Here is a 23087-nt window from a genome sequence, read left to right on the forward strand (position 1 = left end):
ATTAAACAGTACATTAAGTAAAGCTTTATTTAATGTTAATTATTTTGTTAAAAACAAAAACTCAAATCCTCACGTCCATAGCACTATAACTGTAATTTTAGATTAGTGAATCTTTAAACCGCTTATGAACTACAGTCACGACGACGAAAACTTTCCGCTTACTAGATTTGAATCCATGTTAAAAACAAATGATATTTTGTTTTTCGATTCAAATGAATTTGAGAACATTATCCACCACTATCTCGAAAATGGTAAAATTTCACTGGCAAAACGCGCTATTAAACTAGGGCTCTCACAACATCCGAGTTCGGTCAATTTAAGGCTGTTCCAAGTAGAGATTTTGGTGATAGAGAATAAATTCTCTGAAGCCGATGATATTTTAGATATGCTTCACGATCTAGAACCCAATAACGAAGAGATATTTATTCAAAAGGCCAATGTGCTATCGAAGCAAGATGAGCACGAAAAAGCTATAGACATATTGCTATCAGCCATTGATATATCTAGTACGCCTTCTGAAGATTCCGATCTTTATGCCTTGGTGGGGATGGAATACCTGTTTTTAGATCAGTTTGAAAATGCGGTTATCTATTTCAAAAAATGCCTAGAAGCCGATCCCTCGGACTACTCTGCACTCCACAATATTGTGTACTGCTATGATTTTTTAGATCAGAACGCGGACGCCATTGCCTACCTTAACGGCTTTTTGGACTCCAATCCCTATTGCGAAGTGGCCTGGCATCAATTAGGTCGCCAGTATTTTGCCATAAAAGATTACGCCAAAGCCAATGCTGCTTTTGATTTTGCCATTATCTCGGACGACACCTTCGTTGGGGCCTATATTGAAAAAGGGAAAGTTTTGGAGAAGATGAAGCATTACGAGGATGCTATAGAAAACTATAAGATTACTTTGGCCCTAGATGAGCCTACCTCTTTTGCCTTGTTGCGCATTGGGTATTGTTATGAGAAACTCGGGCAGGACGATATGGCCTTACAATTCTTTAAAAAAACGGTTGAAGAAGATGTGTTGTTAGACAAAGGTTGGATTGCCATTACTAAGTTTTACATGAAACGCCTCAACTATCAAAAAGCTTTACATTATATTAATAAAGCCGTAAATATAGATGGTGAAAACGTTTTGTACTGGAAGCTTTTTGCTACCATTAACAAACGCCTTAACTTTTTGGAAGAAGCCGAAATAGGGTACAAACGCACTTTAGAACTTGGCAATTACGAGCTTGACACTTGGTTAGACCGTTCTGATATCTTAATCGCTTTAGGTGAATATGATGCCGCCATATATAATTTAATGCAAGCGGTGGAATTCTATCCAGAGAATTCAGAAATAGAATATCGACTCAGTGGCTTGTATTTTACAGTACATCAAACGGAAGAAGGGCGTTTTCATCTTAAAAATGCCTTAAGACTCAATGTAGATTACAGCTTTATCATTAGCGAACTGTTTCCGAAGCTTAATGATAGACCCCTAGTAAAGGCTATAATTTCGGAATGTAAAAAGACTTCTAACTAATACCTGTTCTAAGTTAAATTTAAATCAGAACGCGTATAAAAAATTCCATACCTTAGCGTTTCTTATAAAAAGGAAATGCAGAGACGTTTTTTAGACTATGTAGTCATTGCTTTTAAAGGTATAGCCATGGGAGCAGCTGATGTTGTTCCGGGGGTTTCGGGTGGCACTATCGCTTTTATTTCTGGTATTTACGAGGAACTCATCGAGAGCATCGATAACCTTAATTTTGGTGTTTTTAAAGTGTGGAAGCAGCAAGGGTTTAAAAGCGCATGGACCTCTATAAACGGTACATTCTTATTAGCACTGTTCTCTGGAATAGCCATTAGTATTTTGTCTTTGGCCAAATTGATCAAGTGGCTTTTGCATAATGAACCTATTCTGCTGTGGGCTTTCTTTTTTGGCTTAGTTCTAGCGAGTATACTATATATCGCTAAGCAGATAAAAACCTGGTCGGCAAAAATCATCATCGCCATTATAGCCACCTCTATCCTATCCTATTTTATTACACTAGCAGAGCCTTTTGCATCACCAGACAGTCCTTTTTATCTGTTATTTTGCGGTTTTATTGCCATCATCGCTATGATCTTGCCTGGTGTTTCTGGGGCTTTCATTTTATTGATTTTAGGAGCTTACCAAACCGCTATAGATACGGTAAACAATCTAAGAGACGGCATAATGACAGGGAATATGGAAGTATTTAAGGATGCCCTCTTTAAATTTGTACTGTTAGGTATTGGCGCTGTTATTGGACTGAAAGTATTCTCCAAAGCTTTAAACTGGATGTTTAAACACCAAAAAAACCTCACACTTGCCATATTAACAGGTTTCATGATCGGTTCTTTGAATAAGATATGGCCATGGAAAAAAGTCTTAAAAACCAGAATTAATTCCGAAGGTGAAGAAGTAACACTTCTAGATAAAAGTGTATTACCATCCACTTACGACGGCGATAATCAAATAGCATTAGCTATTGTTTTTATAATCATTGGCATCGCTGCTATTCTGATTTTGGAATACTTCGGACGTCGAAAAAACAAAGCTTAATGCAAAGTACAAGAAGGCTTAAAGATCGTATTTTTTTGGTTATTAAGGGCTTGGCCATGGGAGCGGCAAATAAAGTTCCTGGGGTCTCTGGAGGTGTTGTAGCCTTTGTTGCTGGATTTTATGAAGAGTTTATTTATTCGCTGCAGCGTGTTAATAAAACCGCCTTTAAACTGTTATTTAACGGTCGCTTTAAAAGCTTTTACCAGTATATCAACGGCAAATTTCTAGGGCTTTTATTCTTGGGGATGGTGGTGAGTTATTTTAGTGTCTCCAAGATTTTAGACTACCTCATCGTCCACTATGAACTTTACGTCTGGAGCGCCTTCTTCGGAATGATCTTAGGTTCTATATATTACATTAACAAGGATTTTAAGGCTTGGAACAAAGCAACCATAATCACCTTAATTATCGGCACCACCATAGGTGTTAGTATTAGTTTTTTGGATCCTGCGACGGAAAATGACAATCTTTGGTTCGTTTTTTTCTGTGGGATTATTAGTGTATCTGGCATGACACTTCCTGGTTTCTCGGGGTCTTTTATTCTGATATTACTGGGGAACTACGTCTTACTTTTGGTAGACTCCGTCAACGCCTTATACGATACAATATCTGAGATTTTTTCAGGAAATTTTGACTTTATCAAAGACAGTGCTAGAATGCGGATGCTCAAAGTTCTAGGTGTATTCACCTTAGGTTCAATCACTGGACTAGTGACCTTTTCGCATGTTCTCAACTATATTCTAAAACACTACAAAAATAGTACCCTAGCTACGCTTTTAGGATTTATTGTCGGATCGCTTGGTGTCGTTTGGCCATGGAAAAGAACGATCTATAAAACCGATAGCGAAGGCCTTTATATTTTGGATTCTACTGGTTCACAGATTGTTGAGAATTACGAACGTTTTTTCCCCGAAGCTACGGCCGAAACTTATATTGCAATTGCTTATATTGTGCTAGGAATCCTTATAGTTTTAGGGTTAGAATGGTATGGACAACGCACAAGACAAGTCAAAGCTTAAATTCGGTCTCGTAGGTAAAAATATTTCTTATTCCTTTTCAAGGGGCTATTTCGCAGATAAATTTGAACGTGAGGCATTACCGCATTCTTACGTTAATTTTGATATCCCATCTATAGAAGAACTGGATACTATTATTAGAACCACACCTCATTTAAAGGGCTTAAATGTTACCATTCCGTATAAAGAAGCTGTCATTCCTTTGCTAGATGATTTAAATAAGCGCGCTCGAAAAATTGGCGCTGTCAACACCATTAGAATTACACGCTACCAAAAACTGATCGGTTATAATACGGATTATTATGGCTTTAAAAATTCGTTAAGGCCTTACTTAAAGAGCTACCATAAGCGTGCTCTGATTTTAGGGACCGGTGGGGCTTCTAAAGCCATTGCCTATGCCCTTAAAAAACTTAAAATTCAATACGATTACGTGTCACGAACCGAAAAAGAAGGCGTGAAATTCTTGTATTCAGACTTAACCGACGATATTATTTCATCGTACCATATCATCATTAACTGTACACCCATTGGCACGTTTCCCAATGTGAACGCATGTCCTGATATCCCTTACGATGCCATAACGGAGCAGCATATCCTTTACGATCTCATTTACAACCCAGAACAAACTAAATTTCTAAGTTGCGGAGATATCAAAGGAGCAACGACCATTAACGGATTGGAAATGCTAAAACTGCAAGCCGAAAAATCCTGGGAAATTTGGAATAAATCATAATCACCAACAACTAACTACTGCTTACTGTGAACTGATTACTGCCCACTGACCACTGCTTACTGACCACTGCTCACTGATTACTGCTTACTGACTACTGACCACTCATCAACCAACCTCATTGCGTATTTCCTTTGTAGTTCAAGGAGTTGTTAGTATCTTTAACATCCTAATAAAATTTTTGACTCATGTCTGAGAATGATAACCTGCAAAAAGCAGATGGAAAAAAAGAAGTAGCGCACAAAGATCCTACTCCAAAAGAAGACGCAGTAACTGAAGTTGAGCATACACCTGAGGCTGAAAGTACAACTACAGAAACTGAAGTCGAGAATGCTCCTGAAGCTGAAAGTATGACTACTGAAACTGAGGTTGAGTCTGCACCCGAAGCTGAACCTACAACTACGGAAATTGAGGTTGATCATACACCAGAAGCTGAAACTACGGCTACTGAAACTACGGAGAATACTGAAGACGATACTTCCACAAGCTCAGCAATCACTGAAGTGGAGGCAGACTCTGGGGCGCATGCCGAAATCGAAGCCTCTAATGCCGAAGATGCTAAAGAGGATACTTCGACAAGCTCGGTGACCACAGAAGAGGAAGACTCTGAAGCCCATGCCGAAATTGAAGCTTCTAATGCTGAAGATGCCGAAGACATTACCAATGTAGAGCGTCACGAGGTTGAGGAAAAAGACTACCATGCCATGTCTATGCAAGAATTGGCAACGGAGTTAAATCGACTTTTAAAGCACCATAAAATTCAGACCATCTCGAAACAGGTCAATCAAATTAAAGCTGAATTCAATGCCAAGTTTAGCCAACTACTTGAAGAGAAAAAAGAAGAATTCTTAAATGAAGGTGGCAATGAAATCGACTTTTACTATACCAACGATTCCAAGAAGCTATTTAACCAGCTTTATAAGGATTATAAACAAGCCATAAACGCATATTACAAGGAACGCGAGCAAAACTTAAAGCAAAACCTTGATAACCGATTAGCAATTATCGAAGAGATAAAAGGCTTATTGAATGTTGAAGAAAACATCAATACGACCTATAAACATTTTAAGGATCTTCAGGAAAAGTGGCGTAATGCAGGCCCTATTCCAAGAGACAAATACAATAATGCCTGGAACACCTATCACCATCATGTAGAGCGTTTTTATGATTTCTTGCACCTCAACAACGATTTGCGAGATATGGACTTTAAGCACAACTATGAGCAGAAGTTAAAAATCATAGAACGCGCCGAAGAACTGGTTAAAGACGATAATATTAATCGTTCATTTAGAGAACTACAGGTGCTTCATAAACTCTGGAAGGAGGAGTTAGGTCCTGTAGCTAAAGAACACCGCGAAGAAATTTGGGAGCGTTTTAGTCAGGCTACCAAGACGATACACGATAAGCGTCAAACGTATTACGCAGACCTCGATAAGGCCTACGAAAAAAATCTTGAAAAGAAAGAGGAAATCATCTCGCAGATACAAGCCATTGCAGACGATACGGCTAATTCGCATGGCGCATGGCAGAAAAAAATCAGGGAGGTGGAAGCCTTGCGTGAAGCCTTTTTCAACGCTGGTAAAGTACCATTAAAAGTCAACGAAGCTACTTGGGCTAAATTTAAAGACACCGTAAGGGCCTTTAATCGTGGAAAAAATCAGTTTTATAAAGCCTTGAAGAAAGACCAATACGAGAACCTTCAAAAGAAACGTGAACTGATTAAAATAGCCGAAGAAAATAAAGATAGTGACGACTTCGCCGTGGTGACGCCTTTAATGAAGAAAATACAAAGCGATTGGAAAAAAATAGGCCATGTGCCACGACGCGATAGTGATAAAATCTGGAAGCAATTTAAGGATGCCTGCAATCACTATTTCGACAGGATGCATGCCCAACGCAAAGCTGAAAACCAGCATCTTTATGATGCCTTTGATAAAAAAGTGAAATTATTGGACGAGTTAAAAGCCCTAAGTTTCAGTGGAGACAACAAAGCCGATGTTGAAGCCCTAAAAACAAGAATTGCAGATTGGAAAGCTATTGGTCACGTTCCACATAACAAGCGCTATATTGATGGTAAGTTCTATAAAGCCATAGATGATGCCTTCGACAAATTAAAAATGGACAAGTCGAAACTAGATATGGTGAAGTTTGAAAGTAAGCTCGAAAATCTGGCTGGTAACAATGACGATACCCGATTATTGGATAACGAGCAAAACTTTATCCGCAAGAAAATTGGTGAGGTCCAATCTGAGATTACCCAATTGGAAAACAACTTGCAATTTTTCTCTAATGTCGATGAGACCAACCCGCTAGTCAAAGATGTTTTAAAGAACATTGATAAGCATAAACAGGAGTTAGAGACTTGGAAAGCTAAGTTGGCCAAGATCCGTGGGATGTATAATTAAATTATGGATAATAAATTATTAGGAAACTTTATTATCGCCTTTCCTACTGCTGCTTATGTTACTTACACTATAGTTATGAAAGAACCCAATACTGGAATCGATTGGACTTCGATAATTATTGGGGGCTTAATCGGTATGGTCAGTTATGCCATAGGTAAGAAGGTGAAAAGTAAAGGTGAGGTAGAATAGTACCCTTCTACAAACCATCAAAACTCATCTTTTTCCTGGTTAAGGCACTTCTGTGATGTACACAATAGGATTATTGACATTCTTAAACGTTTACTAAAACTAAGATATAATTCATCATGAGATTCCGCATCAATCCCGATAGCTATCGGGACGGAATAAATATCAAAACCCATCTGTGACTTACAGATGGGTTTTGCCCTAACTAAACTAAATTAACCTTAATTATAACCGCTTAATAATAATTAAGATTTCTACTAAGATTATAAAAACGCTCTGGTTTTATATAAAGTATTTACGTGAGAAATTTCCGTTTGGATGTTAGGATTTAAATTTTTTTAAAATTTTAACAAAAAACATTTCTGATAATGTCTCTACAACCTAAAAACAATACAAACGTGATGATAATCTACAATGACTTCGCCTCTTCCCAAAAGACATCCATCTCAGCCAAAGTCATATCTTTTAGCGGTTTGTTTAGTGCTTTGGATTTGCTTTCGAGGTATTGAAAGCGTTTGATGAATTTTTTATTTGTGCGCTCTAAGGCATTTTCTGGATTGATCTTCAAAAAGCGTGCATAATTAATCATAGAAAACATAACATCGCCAAACTCATTTTCTATAGCGTCCTGATGGCCCTTAGTGATTTCGGATTCTAGCTCGGCCAACTCCTCCTTCACTTTTTCAAAAACTTGTTCGGGTTGCTCCCAATCAAAACCCACGCCGGCCACCTTATCTTGAATACGATTGGCTTTTACCATGGCCGGTAGGCTTCTAGGCACCCCTTCAAGTACGCTCTTCTTTCCTTCTTTAAGTTTGAGTTGCTCCCAATTGCGTTTTACATCGTCTTCATTCTCAACTTTAACATCTCCATAAATATGAGGATGACGCTCTACTAATTTATCACAAATACTATGGCAAACATCAGCAATATCAAAGTCTTGGGTTTCGCTACCTATCTTGGCATAAAACACAATATGCAACAGAACATCTCCGAGTTCTTTCTTAACCTCATCCAAATCCTTGTCTAAGATCGCATCACCGAGTTCATAAACTTCTTCAATAGTTAAATGACGGAGTGATTCCATCGTTTGTTTTTTATCCCAAGGACATTGCTCTCGCAGTTCGTCCATGATGATGAGTAGACGTTCAAAAGCCTTGAGCTGAGCCGTTTTATCAGACATCTTATTCTTCCTCTTCAGTGGTTACTGAGCTTGTCGAAGTCTCTTCTTCGGTTTCTAAGGCACCTAGAAGATCGTTTTTCTGAAGTAAATTATACCACTGAATGACTTTCTTAATATCTGAAGGATACACACGGTCCTCATCATAATCTGGCAAAACATCAAAGAAGTATTCCTCCAAAGCATCTTTACCATCCTTATGACTTATGGATGTCTGCTGCCCATTTTCTTTATCCATCACTTTCTTAAGCACATCTCTTAACGGCACTTCTTCTGTTAAGGTATAAATAGCGATTTCGCTCAAAATACTAATATTACTGTGGGCACCCACCGTAATCCGTTTTTTATCGATTAGCGATTGCACTACGGCTCCGGTTCTTGTCTGTGTGACGATTTCGTATAATCCCGGCTTACCAGAAATTGCTAAAATTTTATCTAAACTCATATATCTTTTTTTGTCTGGCTGAGCATAGGCTAAGCCTTCTTGGCTAACTTTGTCCTATTGTTGATATTAACGCTTTCTACTCATTGCAGGAAAGCGCATTTTATAATCTATTTTAATTTTTCCTTTTGAAATGTTGGTCAATTTTCCTTTGATCAAACGCTTTTTAAACGAGGATAGTTTATCTGTAAACAATATGCCTTCAATATGGTCATACTCATGTTGAATGACCCTAGCGATTAAACCATCGTATTCTTCCACGTGGGTTTCAAAATTCTCATCCTGATATTGAATTTTAATCTTTGGTTGCCTAAAGACGTCTTCCCTTACATCGGGTATGCTTAAACAGCCTTCGTTAAACGCCCATTCGTCTCCTTCCTCCTCCAAAATCTCGGCGTTTATAAATGTTTTCCTAAAGTCTTTTAACTGTGCTCTTTCCTCATCAGAAAGATCTTCATCTTCTGAGAAAGGTGTTGTATCCACTAAAAACAAACGAATAGGCAAACCAATTTGAGGTGCTGCTAAACCAACACCAAAGGCCCCATACATCGTCTCGTACATGTTGGCAATAAGCTCCTCTAGATTTGGATAATCCTTATCGATGTTCTTTGCTTTTTTCTTTAGCACGGCATCACCATAAGCAACAATCGGTAATATCATAATGTATTTATTTTCGGGTGCAAAAATATCAAATTTCAAGCACTAAATTCTAAATTCCAAACACTAAATTAAAACCATCCATTATTCCAACAGTGCTATGGTCATCCCTAAATCTAAATGTTTAGTGTTGATCTATTTTTTTAAAATGAATTCTTGGAAAGATAACTTTGTAGTATCAATGTGGCACTGATTTCATCAATCAATGCTTTATTCTGTCGTTGTTTTTTCTTCAACCCACTATCGATCATGGTTTGAAATGCCATTTTTGAAGTAAAGCGTTCATCTACACGTTCTACTGGGATATGAGGTATAACTTTGGCCAACTGTTCTAAAAACTTCTGAATATAAGCTTCACTCTCAGATGCCGTATTGTCCATCTGCTTTGGTTCACCAACTACGAACTTCTCTACATTTTCGGATGTGATGTAATCTTTCAAGAATTGAAGTAAATCCTTAGTCGCAACCGTAGTAAGACCAGAAGCTATTATTTGAAGCTCATCGGTAACGGCTAAACCTGTCCGCTTTGTTCCGTAATCTATGGCCAGTATTCGTCCCATTCGGCAAAGATACACCTTAAAGGATATTAAGCTAGAGCTTTCATTGATATCTTATAAAATACTTGTATATATACTTTTCAAAGCCAAATTTCATCAATAAAAAAACGCTTCTCTACAAAAAGAAGCGTTTTTAAAATTAGCTATTAATTAAGTCTATGATTTTATTTCCCTCTATAAATAAATCACGTTAATTATATTTTTAAGACACCAAAAAAATGCTTGGGTCACATCATAAATAAAATTTAACATAAAATATTGAAGGCGTTTTGGAGATCCTGCTAGATACTGAAACAACATTTCGATACTTCGACTGCCTGTCCGCCGTACAAGACTTTGGAAGGCGCGGCGCTCAGCACAGGCAAGCTCAATATGACAGTTCAGCACATGTCGGAATTAATTCAACTAACTATATTAAAAAGAAAACTCCTCGTTTTGAAGGGGAGAGGAGTTTTCATTATAATTAGCTATTAATTAAATTCTTAGAATAACTTATTATAGAGAAGTTATCGTCGCATTTAATACTATTAAGACCCGCATTTTTATTTGATGTCACAATTTTTAAAAAAATTTTTCCTGAAGCCTTATTATCAGCTTATCTTTGAAGCCTAAATTTCTACGCTTTACTATGAAAGAACTACAATCGCTAATAGAGCATGCCTGGAACGATCGTTCGCAATTAAAAAACGAAGCAACTATTAATGCTATAAGAACAGTTATCGACCTCATTGACTCAGGAAGCTTAAGAGTTGCCGAACCCACAACAGATGGGTGGCAGGTTAACGAGTGGGTTAAAAAGGCAGTGGTGCTCTACTTCCCTATTCAAAAAATGGAAACCTTTGAAGTTGGTATTTTTGAATACCACGATAAGATTCCTTTAAAACGCAACTATGAAGACAAAGGGATTAGAGTGGTTCCGCATGCGGTAGCCAGACATGGCGCCTATATCTCCAAAGGGGTTATCATGATGCCAAGTTATGTTAACATTGGTGCATACGTCGATGAAGGAACAATGGTAGATACCTGGGCGACCGTAGGCAGTTGTGCACAGATTGGTAAAAATGTACATCTTTCAGGTGGTGTTGGTATTGGCGGTGTACTTGAGCCTTTACAAGCCGCCCCTGTCATTATTGAAGATGGTGCTTTTATTGGTAGTCGCTGTATCGTTGTAGAAGGTGTGCGTGTCGAAAAGGAAGCCGTACTCGGTGCAAATGTGGTCCTTACCATGAGTACAAAGATTATAGATGTTACAGGTGATGCACCTGTCGAAATGAAAGGCAGAGTTCCTGAGAGATCTGTTGTGATTCCTGGTAGTTATACCAAAACATTTGCTGCTGGTGAGTTTCAAGTACCTTGTGCATTGATTATTGGTAAGCGAAAGGAAAGTACCGATAAGAAAACCTCTTTGAATGATGCTTTAAGGGAATATGATGTTGCCGTATAATTTCAAATTTCGAATAGCAATTACCAAATTCCAAACACTTACTTTGGAATTTGGACCTTGGTGGTTGTGATTTTATTTTCAATATGAAAGTTCTCATCATACAACAAAAAATGATTGGCGATGTTCTGGCCACAAGCATCCTGTTTGAAGCTATTAAGAAGAAATATCCTAAGGCAGAATTACACTATGTTTTAAATTCACACACCTATCCGGTTGTTGAAGGTAATCCGTTTATAGATCAATTCCATTTTTTTACAACAAAACACGAAAAAAGTAGACGTAAGCTTTGGCAGTTTGCCCATAAGCTGCGACTCGAAAAATTTGATGTTGTTATAGATGTCTACGCCATGCTGTCGAGCAATATTATGGCTCTTAGATCCAAGGCAAAAACAAAAATATCGATTGATAAAGGCCATAACACTTTAATTTATAATCATACCTTCAAGAATAAATCCAAGGCAAAAACCAATGCGGGCTTAGCTATTGAAAATAGATTGCAGTTGCTAGAGCCATTAGATATTGACACCAACAAAATTGTTAGACCAAAAATCTATCTTTCCGAAGCAGAGCGAAATAAGGCCAAAGAATTTTTAGAATCTCATACGATTGATTTAAAAAAGCCAATCCTTATGATTGGTGTTTTGGGTAGTGAAGAAAGTAAAACCTATCCTTTTGCATATATGGCAGAAGTGATTGATACTATTGTTAAGCTACAACCAGAAAGCCAGATCTTATTCAATTACATACCTAAACAGGAGGCTGAGGCTAAAGCTATTTTTGAACTTTGTCAACCCGAAACCAAAGCACATATTTTCTTTGATGTTTTTGGGCGGAACTTAAGAGACTTTTTAGCCATTACGGCACATTGTCGTGCTTTAATTGGTAATGAAGGAGGCGCCATTAATATGGCTAAAGCACTACATATTCCGACATTCACCATTTTTTCACCATGGATTAAAAAAGAAGCTTGGAACATGTTTGATGATGATATAAAACACATCTCAGTTCATCTCAGTGATTTTGATAATACCCATTATGAAACTATTGACCATCCCAAAGTGCTAAGACCTAAGGCTTTTGAATTGTACGAAACTTTTAAGCCCTCTTTATTTGAGAAGCAGCTAAAAACGTTTTTAGAGCGATTGCATTAATCCTTCTTTATCCCAAATGCCGTCCAACTAAGGTGTTCTTTTTTAGTAGTGGCCCTAATAGCTAAATTCTTATCTATAGAGTCCTGAGTTTTATAACCTCTCGGATGATCTAAATGTAAACAAACAGCACTATAGCGAATTTGCTTAGATTTTAATCCATAATTAAAAAGACGTTCACCTAACTCACGATCCTGCCCACCATATTGCATCCGTTCATCAAAACCGTTAACAGCCATAATATCGCTCTTCCAACCTGAAGCATTATGACCATTCCAACTGGCATTTGTCGGTGTGACCGTATTTAAAAATTGACTTGTGAGACCTTTTGCAGTTAACTTATTATTCTTAAATGATGATTTTAATCCATGGGACTTTAGCCATTTCACATTAAAACAGCGTTGTGATAAAATATCGTCTTTCGTAATACGCTCCGAAATGTGCATAGGCAGCATAAAGTAACCACCAGACAAGAAATAACCTTCTTCGCGCTCATTAATATGCACCTCAACATAATCCTTTCTTGCCATACAATCGCCATCACTCATTAAAATATAGTCAGCATTACAAGCTAATATCGCTTTATTTAAAATCTGGGATTTCTGAAAACCGTTATCCTCGTGCCATACATGAATGATAGGATAATTAACTTGCGATTTCATGGTTTCAATGAGATCGAATGTGGGTTGTTTTGAGCCATCATCTGCAATCACCATTTCAAAATTTTTAAACGTCTGTGCCTCGTAACTCCACATGACTTTTTCGAGCCATGCCTCAGAATTATAGGTACTTATGACAACTGAAATTTCTGGTTTTTGCATTTTTTACTGGTTTATGCCATGGGCAGTCCACTTCACCCTGTTTTGTTTTGTTGCCGATCTTATTTTCTGATTTTCGATTTGAGCTTCCGTGTGCTTATAAGGTCGGTCGTGGTGCAAATGTACGCAAATCGTACTATAACGAACTTGTAAAAAGCGAACTCCATTATTCATCATACGTTCGCCAACTTCTCTATCCTCACCACCATATTGCATGCGCTCATCAAAACCGTTTACGGCCAGAATGTCCTTTTTATGGCATGACACGTTCATCCCATCAAAGGTCGCCTTAGTTGTTGTAATGAAGTTTAAAAGTTTCGCTTTAAATCTGAGCTTGGTCAGTTTATTGAGCTTAAAATTATCCGGTTGTCCCTTGGCTAAGAGCCAATGTTTATCAAAACATTTTTGTTGATGGATGATATCCTCGGTGATGGCTTGAGAAATCTTTTCCGTAAGCTTAAAATACCCCCCTGAAAGTGCACGGTTAGGCTGACTCAATTTTAGATGGGTTTCCACAAAATCTTTTCGGGCAATACAATCGCCATCCGTAAAAATGAGATAATCGGTATTGGAAGCTACTATCGCTTTATTGAGAATCTTCGTTTTTTGAAAACCATTATCCTCTTGCCATACATGAATGACTTCGAGTGGACTTGCTTCAGAAAATCTATCGATCACCGCTTTGGTTCGCTCATCTGAACCGTCGTCAGCTATAATGAGCTCAAAACCTCTATACGTCTGTATATCATAACTATACAATACCAAATTCAACCAATCTGGTTGATTATAGGTACTAATAATAACTGAAGCTTTTAAGGGTGAGCGCATAAATACAAAAATACTATTTTTACGATAGTGAAATTACAATTATGCTAAAACTATCTGGTGTTATCATTACCTTTAATGAAGAACGTAATATTAAAAAATGTTTGCAATCTTTAGTTAATGTGGTGGATGAAATTGTCGTTGTAGATTCATTTTCCACAGACCAGACCAAAGCGATATGCCTTGAATATGACGTCAAATTTATTGAACAACAATTTTTAGGTTATATAGAACAAAAAAATTTTGCACTGGATCAAGCCACATACGATCATGTCGTTTCGTTGGATGGTGACGAAGCCTTATCTGAGCGGCTTCAGCAATCTATTATAGATGTAAAGACCCATTGGCAATATGATGGTTACTATGCCAATCGCTTTAACAATTTCTGCGGGCAATGGATAAAATATTCGGATTGGTATCCTAATAAAAAATTACGCGTATTTGACAAAACCAAAGCGGAATGGAAAGGTATTAATCCTCATGATCGCGTGCAGTTACACAGACCTAAAGCCAAAATAGGTCATTTAAAGGGAGATATTTTACACTGGACATACCAAACCTATGCCGAAATGGATAAAAAAACAGAATACTTCTCTACCATTGCGGCAAAAGCCTATTTCGATAAGGGTAAGACAGCACCATTCTGGAAACTATTTTGGAACCCCTTTTGGGCGTTCTTTAAGGCCTATATCCTGAGATTAGGGTTTTTAGATGGTAAAAATGGTTATAGGATTTGTTATCAAACTGGTAAGATCACATTTCTAAAATATGACAAACTTAGAAAGCTCTACATAGAGAAAGCTTAATTCTTTTTCTTTCTCCAGAAATAATACTTCTTTTTAAACGCCTCTTTCTTTTTAAAGCTCGATGAAAATTTCTTGGAAAAATAATACATCTTCTCCCTGACTTCATTATGCGGTTTATTGATCAGTTTTGCGTATTCATCACTAATAATCTCTAACATATAATCCTTTGGAGATAGCCTTGCAAAATTGGCTAAGCGCTCGTCATAAGTTAGGGTTTTAAATGCCATACGGTTAAGATCCACTAAATAGAAACGATAATCCTGCCCTTCTTTAACAATTAAAGTATTTCCAGGAGAATGATCCAAAAAATGGATACCTTTTTCATGCAATTGATAGGTGAACCGTGTAAACTGTCTTAAAATATTGTCATAATCATCGCATTGGGGTTCGTCTATAAGTTTTCTAATCGTAAAATCGTAGTGAAGCTGCTTACTGATGTAATAGCTCTTGCCAAAAACAAACAATGAGGTATACTCCACATAAGCTTCTGGGCTCGGCGTTAATATACCCGAATCCAACAGACGTTCAGCATATAAAAACGAACGCTCCGCTTTACTTTTTCTAAAGAAGCGATAGACGATTTTGTTAACTAGATTAGGAACTTTAAACGCTTTAATATTATAGGTTTTGCCATTGCTATCTAGGATTTTAATGACATTTCTATAACCTGTACCTATTAACTCCCCTTCATGAGTAAACTTATTGAGCAGCGCTTCTATAGATGGCGTCGTCAATGCAGAGTTCTTATGAATATGAATCTTTTTGGACATGAATAGCGTTTACTAGGCTGTAAAAGTAGGTATTTAATTTTTTAAATTTCTTCTGTTAAAAACTAAATTTTCTACTAAAAAACTATAAGATTTAGTTGGGCTTCAGTGCCTCTACCTTTAACAACCAGTAGGCACTTCGTTAATATGTGAATTTTTTCCGTTTGATTTTTTTGGGAATTTCCAAACGAAAAAATTCATCTATTTTTGCCAATAACTAACGGTCACTTATGTATAAGCATTATCTCATTACGCGCTTTAATCTCAAAAATAAAAATTGGGATGTCACAAAGAATAATGAAACTCTTCTAACGCGCGATTGGATGAGTCATCGCATCGATTTATTCCGTAGTTTTTGTTTGCCATCGGTGGTCCATCAGACCAATTCCGACTTTCAATGGTTACTTTTTTTTGATGAAACAACTGACGAAGACTTTAAGAAAGAATTGGAGTCACTATTACAGCCCTATCCGCATTTTAAGTTGTTTTATATTGATGGTATGGATGCATTCCATCCTTCTATAAAAAGTTTTACTAGTGAAGACAGCAAGGAACATTCCTATATTATTACGTCTCGTATTGATAATGACGATTGTATTCATAAAGACTATATAGCGACCATACAAGAGCAATTTGCCTCACAGGATTTTATGGCGATTGATGTTTTAAAAGGCTACTCACTTCAAATCTCTCCAGACATCATGCTCGGTAAGAAGGAGCATATTTTTAATCCGTTTATTAGCCTTATCGAAAAAAACGAATCTCCTAAAACCGTTTGGTTTAGTGATCATAATATGTGGAAAAAAGAATCTCGACGCATAGAAATTGCGAACAAACGTTTATGGATGTCTATCATTCACGAGAAAAACAAGGTGAACGAGTTTGATGGCTACGATAATGTGAGTTGGAATGCGATTAGGTCTGAATTTATAGTCTCCAAAGCTGTAGATAAAAAAGTATCTGCAGAAATTATTCCACATAAGAAATGGCGCTACTTAAGTTTTAAAAACAAACTTTACGTCAATTATGTTTTAATGAGCAAAAAGTTTAAAAAAGCATTAGGGCTTTATAAAATTAAATAAGCCTAAAACTTACTTATGGTGGTTCTCCAAGACATCGTTTAACTCATCAATCATTTTTTTGGCGATGACCTCCTTGGTATGATTCTCTACCAAGAACTGATAGCCGTTTTTGATAAACTTTTGCTGAAGGGTTTCATCGCGAATTAATGCCATAACCTTTTCTGCAAAATCCTTCGCATTACCAACTTCGGCTAAAAACCCAGTCTCATTATTTATAACCAACTCAGGTATTCCACCGGCATTTGCAGCCACTACTGGCACTCTACAAGCATAGGATTCTAAAACAACCCCACCCGCGGGTTCATTGTTTGAGGTAAACAGGAACAAATCAAATTCTGGTAAAATGTCAGGAATATCTTTTCTAAAACCTGCAAAGATCACCCTATCCTCGAGTCCCTTTGAAGCAACATAGGCTTTTATATCTTCCTCTAAGACGCCTTCACCTACTAAAATGAATGTGGCCTTTAAATCGGTCTTGGCTAAAATCTCTACAGTATCTATCCAGGTATAGTGATCTTTAAAACCCGTGAAAGCGGCAATATTTCCAATAATCTTATGATCCGAGGGAATATTGAACTCTTTGTGGAGTAAACCATCTTTTTCGGTCTTTGTAAACTTTTTGATATCTGTTAGAATCCCGACGATTCTTAATTTACTATGGTCTTTTACGGCATATTTAAGTTCATCAACAACGGGTTGTGTGATGCACAGTATGCGCTTAATGCCTTTATAATTGTACTTCCACTTTCTAAAAAAGTTAGTATCTACACGCTTAATAAGTGTTCTGCACAACACTAAAGGAATTTTTAGTCCGTAAAAAAGTGAAGACAATACAGCGATGGTATGCGATTGGCTATTATGAATAAAAACAAGGTCTGCTTTATTTTCGTCTGCAATGCGCTTCAAGGACTTGGCAAATTTTAGATCGTATTCGGATTTAAAATCCAATCCGATGACCTGCATATTTTTCGCTTTGGCAATTTTATGAACTTCAGAATCTTTGGTACAAACGATCCACTGGTCCTCAACATACCCAAAATCCCTAAAGGCTTCATAGAGATAGATAATCTTTTGTTCATGTCCTCTCCATCCTCTAGATGCTGTTACTTGTATTAATCTCATGAACTAAAACTATTTTTTATTAGGAAGCTTTATCAAGTCTCCCATGATTTTGTTATGTGGCTCGGAAATTACACGTTTCATGCCGCCTTTGTGTAAAAAGGTTAATTCACCAAAATATATTTGGCCTTCAATAGAATACAAGTCGACTCTCACAAAAATAAAATCCTTAGACAAAACCTTGGCAATCTCAATCATATCCTCAAAGTTATCTGGTTTGTCGAGACTCCGCTTTAAGTAGTTGGACCGCTCTTCTGGAATTTCAAGTTTGTTCCAGTTAATGTCATAATCCACCTCTTTCCTTATACCATCTTCTAAGGCTTTAACATGAATAAACTTTGGTTCACCGTGAAAACATAAAAATTTATAATCCAAAATCGCATCATCATTGAGCTGATCCAAGAACTTTTCGGCAATAATCCTAGGTTTAATACCTCTGTAAATAATTTCTTTGTACTTATCGTAATAATTTTGAGATAAAAACTTTTTCAATTGAGCCTTAGCTTTGGGCCAATCTAATGTGGCTTTATCTTCAACAATGATATTGTATCCCGAACCATGCGTGCCTTTTAAGACAAACTTGTTGGGAAGTGCATCGATGTCAATCTCTTCTACATCCTCGTATACACCTAAGAGTTCATTTAAATACGCTTCACCAATGGTTTCTTTTATGTGTTTCCTTACCTCGTATTTGTCAATATACTTCTTATAAGACTCATCGTACTGATAAAGCTTTAGCCATTGTATTTTTTCACTTAAATCTACTGGATTATCCAGATTTAAGCGCCTGTTATTCTTTAAATAATAATTGGCTTTTATATAAGCTTCATCAGCATTAGGCTTATTCTTCAGATACTTGACAAGTAACTGATAATACTTTCGTTCAAAGAAATTCATAAAAAAAGATTGTGTCCAAAAGTATGAATAGTTTTTGAGATTAATAAAGCACAAGGTCAATTTTAAAACACCACAAGTAAGTCGTATCTTTGCACAGCAAAAATTAGAACGCCAAGATGAACCACAAACAAGCCCTAAAACATGAGCTATTCTCTGTTATTTCTCAGTCTGCTGAAGAACTACAGTTAGATTGTTTTGTAATTGGTGGTTTTGTGCGCGATTACCTTTTAGAACGCGGTAACGCAAAAGATATAGATATTGTTGCTGTTGGAAGCGGTATAGCATTAGCGCAACAGGTCTCAAAAAATTTACCGACACAACCCAAGGTGCAGATTTTTAAAACTTATGGTACGGCAATGCTGCGTTACAACGATATTGAAGTTGAATTTGTAGGTGCGCGTAAAGAGAGTTACAATGAAGACAGCAGGAATCCAATAGTCGAGAATGGGACGTTAGAAGATGATCAAAACCGTCGTGATTTTACGATTAATGCTTTAGCCTTGTGTCTTAATAGATCTGATTTTGGTACGCTCTTAGATCCTTTTAATGGAATAACAGATTTGAATAAAGGTATTATTCGAACCCCATTAAATCCCGATATTACCTATAGTGACGATCCACTTCGCATGATGCGTGCCATTCGTTTTGCCACACAGCTAGATTTTAAAATCGAAGCGCATTCTTTAAAGGCCATAAGCGCAAACAAAGACCGAATTAAAATCATAAGCAAGGAGCGTATAGTGACTGAATTGCATAAAATTCTTGAAAGCGACAAGCCCTCTATTGGGTTTAAACTTTTAGAAAAAACAGGGCTCTTAGATTATATTTTACCTGAACTTACAGCACTAAAAGGTATTGATGAGATTGAAGGGCAGCGCCATAAAGACAATTTTTATCACACCTTAGAAGTTGTAGATAATATTACAAAGACCACAGACAACGTATGGCTGCGCTGGGCAGCGTTGTTACACGACATTGGTAAAGCACCGACTAAAAAGTTCCATAAAAAAATTGGTTGGACATTTCATGGTCATGAGTTTGTAGGTTCCAAAATGGTATACAAACTTTTTAAGCGGCTCAAAATGCCATTAAATGACAAAATGAAGTTTGTTCAAAAAATGGTATTGATGAGCTCTAGACCCATTGTTTTGGCTACGGAGGTGACAGACTCCGCTGTGAGGCGTTTAGTGTTTGATGCTGGTGATTATGTAGATGATCTCATGACGCTATGTGAAGCCGACATTACCACCAAAAACCCTAAAAAGTTTAAGAAATACCATAACAATTTTAAACTGGTTAGAGAAAAAATTGTTGAAGTTGAAGAACGTGATCGCATTAGAAATTTCCAGCCACCAGTAACTGGAGAAGAAATCATGAAAGCATTTAACCTTCAACCTTCAAAAGAAATAGGCATTATCAAAGAGGCCATTAAAGAAGCTATTTTAGAAGGAGACATTCCCAATGAGCATGAAGCGGCCTTTGAATTAATGCTTAAAAAAGGAAAAGCATTAGGATTAATTGCTGTTGATATATGATAGAATTGCTCAGAACAGATTCGCGTCATGCAGATTTTATAGCATTGGTAAAACAATTGGATGCCTATCTAAAAATTACTGACGGTGATGAGCATGATTTCTACAATCAGTTTAATGCTATCGATCATCTTAATCATGTCATTGTCGCTTATTCGGATCAAAAACCTGTTGGGTGTGGCGCTTTTAAAGTGTTTGACGATTCTAAAGTTGAAGTGAAGCGCATGTATACATTACCCGAAGAAAGAGGAAAAGGCATTGCTTCAGCGATATTAAATGTCTTAGAGACTTGGGCATTTGAACTGGGGTATATAGCAACAATACTCGAAACTGGAAAACGGCAGGTAGAAGCTGTTAATTTTTATAAAAAATGTAATTATGTGTCCATCCCTAAATATGGCCAATACAAAGCGATGGAGAATAGTCTGTGTTTTGAAAAAAAGTTATTGAAAAATGAAAAAGGATAACAAAGCCGTTGTTTACTGGCTACTTATAGGTTGTGTTTTAATCTTTATCATGGTGATTGTTGGTGGTATTACCAGACTAACGCATTCGGGGTTGTCAATTTCGAATTATAAATTGATTTCTGGGACCATTCCGCCTATGAATGAGGTGGAATGGAACGAGGCCTTTGAACTGTATAAACAATATCCTGAATACCAAAAATTAAATTACGGTATGTCGTTAGAAGACTTTAAGGATATCTATTTTTGGGAGTGGATTCACCGCGTTATCGGTCGCTTTATAGGCCTCGTATTTATAATTCCATTTGTCTATTTTTTGATTAAGAAACGGCTGAGTAAATCCACAATTAAAAAGGCCATTGTACTTCTCATCATGGGAGGTTTTCAAGGCTTCTTAGGCTGGTATATGGTAAAAAGTGGTTTAGTCGACCGACCAGATGTGAGTCATTATAGGCTTGCCGCACATTTAACCACTGCTTTTCTCACCTTTGCCTATACATTTTGGGTGGCCTTAGACTTAATCTTTCCCAACAAAAAGACCATTGACAAAAAGCTGCGCAATTTTATCCGTATAGGCCTTGTGGTCTTAGTGATTCAAATTATTTATGGAGCCTTCGTCGCAGGTTTAGATGCGGGTTGGATCCATAACCATTGGCCTTTTATGAACGAAGGCAAGCTGATGCATGAGACGGTTTATATTGAGCAAAGCCCTACCTATCTCAATTTTATTGAAGGCAAAAGTGGTGTACAATTTGTGCACAGAACCTTAGCCTATGTTGTTGTTATATTTATTCTAGCCATTTGGTACAAAGCCACTAGACAAGACATGACCCTATTGCAAAAAAGAGGTGTCAATAGTCTTCTAATAATTGTTGGTTTTCAATTTTTGCTAGGTGTCTTAACGCTCTTACTGGCAGTCCCCGTTTGGCTAGGTGTATTGCATCAAGTCGGTGCTTTTATTTTGTTGAGCAGTATGGTTTTTACCCTGCATCGCTTTAGTAAATAGGGATTAGGGATTAGGAACTAAACGAATGAACTTCCCGACATATCCAAAGTTAAAATGCATCCTCTTAAAAATATAAACGAACACGCAGTCAGATGTTCGACATTCAAACACATTCCTTTATCTTTGCAATATGGTATATAGATTTAGAGTCATCTTAGATAACGATACGGAAGAAGATGTATTTCGCGATTTAGAGATTCGCGAAACAGATACTATGGAAGATCTTCATAATATTATTACTCAATCCTTTGGCTTTGATGGTATGGAAATGGCATCGTTTTATATTAGTGATGCACAATGGAACCAAGGCGAGGAAATTCCTATGTTGGATATGAGTGAGGGTGGTAATGAAGTTAAAATGATGAGTACAACCCTTATAAAAGATGTTGTGCATGAAGCATCACCAAAACTGATCTATGTATATGACTTTTTGAATATGTGGACATTTTTTGTTGAGCTTGCAGAGATTGTGGACGAAGCCGTTGGAACTGACTATCCAAATTTAATGTTTGTGCACGGGCAAATTCCGGACGAAGCACCGGAAAAGTTATTTGAAGCTGAAGATGACGACAACTTTGGGGATGATACTGATCTTGGCATTGACGATTACGAAGATCTAGACTTTGACGAGAACTGGAACTAAATCATGGAATGCCTTAATTGTAAAACCATTTACGAAGGTAAATTCTGTCCAGAATGTGGTCAGAAAAGTGAAACCAAGCGTTTTACATTTCAAAAAATCACAAACGACACCTTGACCACTTTAACCAATACGGATAAGGGATTCTTTTTCAATCTAAAATATCTCACACTCGCACCAGGTAAGAGTATCAATAACTACTTGGATGGCAAACGAAAACAAGTATTTAATCCATTCAGTTACGCGCTTTTGGCCATAGGATTATATTTATTTGTCGATCATTATTACGATTTTTCAATTTTCAGAAGTTTTAGTAATCCAGACAATAAATGGAGAGATGCAAATATAGGTGCTTATGATTTTGGGCAGCAAATAGGACACTTTATTCGCAAATACCTTAAATTCTTTTACTTACTAAATATTGTTTATTTAAGCCTCATAACCTATTTAATACTCAAGAAGCGTAATTTAGTTGAATATTTAGTGAGCAATGCTTTTATAATTGGACATGCTATAATCATCACCACAGTTTTTATTCCCTTATATAAAACACCCATATTCTTCAATCCCATAACCTTTATAAGTATTGCCATACTCATGTATTTCACTTATAAAGATTACGAAGAAAAAATTGTGGTTTTCGTTGCTCTTTTCTTTAGCATCCTTGTTTCATTTTTACTTCAATTCATTGTGCCAGGATTCATTATTTGGTTAAAGACTTTGATCTTTTAAGCAAGCATTATTGGGACTCCGTTACAAAAAAATCAATTCAGATGAAGCTTTTGATGATA

24 protein-coding genes are annotated in these 23087 nt (G+C 36.9%); 15 read left to right on the forward strand and 9 right to left on the reverse strand.

Annotation, left to right across the window (positions count from 1 at the left end; genetic code table 11):
• Positions 1-124: 124 nt before the first annotated feature.
• From ACO052_RS18550 to ACO052_RS18575, 6 genes are all read left to right on the forward strand, one after another.
• Positions 125-1531 carry a tetratricopeptide repeat protein gene (locus ACO052_RS18550; protein WP_422105285.1) on the forward strand — a complete coding sequence of 469 codons (1407 nt, stop codon included), beginning with the start codon at positions 125-127 and terminating at the stop codon, positions 1529-1531.
• Positions 1532-1606: 75 nt separating this feature from the next.
• Positions 1607-2575: a DUF368 domain-containing protein gene (locus ACO052_RS18555; protein ID WP_422105286.1), complete on the forward strand. Its 969-nt coding sequence runs from the start codon at positions 1607-1609 to the stop codon at positions 2573-2575.
• Entirely contained in the window at positions 2575-3594 is a 1020-nt protein-coding gene (locus tag ACO052_RS18560; protein ID WP_422105287.1) for a DUF368 domain-containing protein, read from the forward strand. The genes ACO052_RS18555 and ACO052_RS18560 overlap by 1 nt, the downstream gene beginning before the upstream one ends.
• Entirely contained in the window at positions 3563-4324 is a 762-nt protein-coding gene (locus ACO052_RS18565; protein WP_422105288.1) for a shikimate dehydrogenase family protein, read from the forward strand. Before ACO052_RS18560 ends, ACO052_RS18565 begins: the two co-directional genes overlap by 32 nt.
• Before the next feature lie 185 nt (positions 4325-4509).
• On the forward strand, positions 4510-6726 hold the full coding sequence (locus ACO052_RS18570) for a DUF349 domain-containing protein (protein ID WP_422105289.1): 2217 nt from the start codon (positions 4510-4512) through the stop codon (positions 6724-6726).
• Between the two features lie 3 nt (positions 6727-6729).
• On the forward strand, positions 6730-6915 hold the full coding sequence (locus tag ACO052_RS18575; protein WP_422105290.1) for a hypothetical protein: 186 nt from the start codon (positions 6730-6732) through the stop codon (positions 6913-6915).
• Between the two features lie 406 nt (positions 6916-7321).
• Here ACO052_RS18575 and mazG read toward each other — a convergent pair whose 3' ends face one another.
• The 4 genes from mazG to ruvX all read right to left on the reverse strand — a co-directional run bounded on the left by mazG (position 7322) and on the right by ruvX (position 9751).
• Positions 7322-8095: a nucleoside triphosphate pyrophosphohydrolase gene (gene mazG, locus ACO052_RS18580; protein ID WP_422105291.1), complete on the reverse strand. Its 774-nt coding sequence runs from the start codon at positions 8093-8095 to the stop codon at positions 7322-7324.
• A 1-nt stretch (position 8096) separates the two neighbouring features.
• On the reverse strand, positions 8097-8537 hold the full coding sequence (locus tag ACO052_RS18585) for a DUF5606 domain-containing protein (RefSeq protein ID WP_422105292.1): 441 nt from the start codon (positions 8535-8537) through the stop codon (positions 8097-8099).
• Positions 8538-8603: 66 nt separating this feature from the next.
• A complete protein-coding gene (gene def / locus ACO052_RS18590; protein ID WP_422105293.1) occupies positions 8604-9194 on the reverse strand; it encodes a peptide deformylase in 591 nt (196 codons plus the stop codon).
• Between the two features lie 140 nt (positions 9195-9334).
• The gene (gene ruvX / locus ACO052_RS18595) at positions 9335-9751 is read right to left on the reverse strand and encodes a Holliday junction resolvase RuvX (RefSeq protein WP_422105294.1); all 417 of its coding nucleotides are present in this window, start codon (positions 9749-9751) and stop codon (positions 9335-9337) included.
• Between the two features lie 625 nt (positions 9752-10376).
• Between ruvX and ACO052_RS18600 the strand changes: the two genes are divergently transcribed.
• The gene (locus tag ACO052_RS18600; RefSeq protein ID WP_422105295.1) at positions 10377-11192 is read left to right on the forward strand and encodes a 2,3,4,5-tetrahydropyridine-2,6-dicarboxylate N-succinyltransferase; all 816 of its coding nucleotides are present in this window, start codon (positions 10377-10379) and stop codon (positions 11190-11192) included.
• A gap of 83 nt (positions 11193-11275) precedes the next feature.
• On the forward strand, positions 11276-12343 hold the full coding sequence (locus tag ACO052_RS18605; RefSeq protein ID WP_422105296.1) for a glycosyltransferase family 9 protein: 1068 nt from the start codon (positions 11276-11278) through the stop codon (positions 12341-12343).
• Here the strand turns inward: ACO052_RS18605 and ACO052_RS18610 are convergent.
• Positions 12340-13161, reverse strand: coding sequence for a glycosyltransferase family 2 protein (locus ACO052_RS18610; RefSeq protein ID WP_422105297.1), 822 nt, complete (start codon positions 13159-13161; stop codon positions 12340-12342). The genes ACO052_RS18605 and ACO052_RS18610 overlap by 4 nt on opposite strands.
• Positions 13162-13164: 3 nt before the next feature.
• Positions 13165-13986: a glycosyltransferase family 2 protein gene (locus ACO052_RS18615; protein ID WP_422105298.1), complete on the reverse strand. Its 822-nt coding sequence runs from the start codon at positions 13984-13986 to the stop codon at positions 13165-13167.
• 41 nt (positions 13987-14027) lie between these two features.
• On the opposite strand from ACO052_RS18615, the gene ACO052_RS18620 reads away from it, so the two are divergent.
• Positions 14028-14789, forward strand: coding sequence for a glycosyltransferase family 2 protein (locus tag ACO052_RS18620; RefSeq protein WP_422105299.1), 762 nt, complete (start codon positions 14028-14030; stop codon positions 14787-14789).
• On the opposite strand, the gene ACO052_RS18625 is transcribed toward ACO052_RS18620, so the two are convergent.
• On the reverse strand, positions 14786-15559 hold the full coding sequence (locus ACO052_RS18625; protein ID WP_422105300.1) for a Kdo domain containing protein: 774 nt from the start codon (positions 15557-15559) through the stop codon (positions 14786-14788). The two genes, ACO052_RS18620 and ACO052_RS18625, sit on opposite strands and share 4 nt — an antisense overlap.
• Positions 15560-15786: 227 nt before the next feature.
• Here ACO052_RS18625 and ACO052_RS18630 point away from each other — a divergent pair, with 227 nt between their 5' ends.
• A complete protein-coding gene (locus tag ACO052_RS18630) occupies positions 15787-16638 on the forward strand; it encodes a glycosyltransferase (RefSeq protein WP_422105301.1) in 852 nt (283 codons plus the stop codon).
• 9 nt (positions 16639-16647) lie between these two features.
• On the opposite strand, the gene ACO052_RS18635 is transcribed toward ACO052_RS18630, so the two are convergent.
• Positions 16648-17760 carry a glycosyltransferase family 4 protein gene (locus tag ACO052_RS18635; protein WP_422105302.1) on the reverse strand — a complete coding sequence of 371 codons (1113 nt, stop codon included), beginning with the start codon at positions 17758-17760 and terminating at the stop codon, positions 16648-16650.
• Between the two features lie 9 nt (positions 17761-17769).
• The gene (locus ACO052_RS18640) at positions 17770-18654 is read right to left on the reverse strand and encodes an ATP-grasp fold amidoligase family protein (protein WP_422105303.1); all 885 of its coding nucleotides are present in this window, start codon (positions 18652-18654) and stop codon (positions 17770-17772) included.
• Between the two features lie 116 nt (positions 18655-18770).
• Between ACO052_RS18640 and ACO052_RS18645 the strand changes: the two genes are divergently transcribed.
• The 5 genes from ACO052_RS18645 (at position 18771) to ACO052_RS18665 (ending at position 23028) form a co-directional block, all read left to right on the forward strand.
• On the forward strand, positions 18771-20189 hold the full coding sequence (locus tag ACO052_RS18645; protein WP_422105304.1) for a CCA tRNA nucleotidyltransferase: 1419 nt from the start codon (positions 18771-18773) through the stop codon (positions 20187-20189).
• Entirely contained in the window at positions 20186-20653 is a 468-nt protein-coding gene (locus ACO052_RS18650; RefSeq protein WP_422105305.1) for a GNAT family N-acetyltransferase, read from the forward strand. The genes ACO052_RS18645 and ACO052_RS18650 overlap by 4 nt, the downstream gene beginning before the upstream one ends.
• Positions 20640-21656 carry a COX15/CtaA family protein gene (locus ACO052_RS18655; protein WP_422105306.1) on the forward strand — a complete coding sequence of 339 codons (1017 nt, stop codon included), beginning with the start codon at positions 20640-20642 and terminating at the stop codon, positions 21654-21656. The genes ACO052_RS18650 and ACO052_RS18655 overlap by 14 nt, the downstream gene beginning before the upstream one ends.
• A gap of 130 nt (positions 21657-21786) precedes the next feature.
• Positions 21787-22299 carry an IS1096 element passenger TnpR family protein gene (locus tag ACO052_RS18660; RefSeq protein WP_422105307.1) on the forward strand — a complete coding sequence of 171 codons (513 nt, stop codon included), beginning with the start codon at positions 21787-21789 and terminating at the stop codon, positions 22297-22299.
• Between the two features lie 3 nt (positions 22300-22302).
• Positions 22303-23028, forward strand: a complete 726-nt coding sequence (locus ACO052_RS18665; protein ID WP_422105308.1) for a DUF3667 domain-containing protein — start codon at positions 22303-22305, stop codon at positions 23026-23028.
• Positions 23029-23087 lie beyond the last annotated feature (59 nt).

Origin of the sequence: Winogradskyella sp. (genome assembly GCF_965228925.1) — a bacterium.
In the GTDB taxonomy this organism is placed as follows: domain Bacteria; phylum Bacteroidota; class Bacteroidia; order Flavobacteriales; family Flavobacteriaceae; genus Winogradskyella.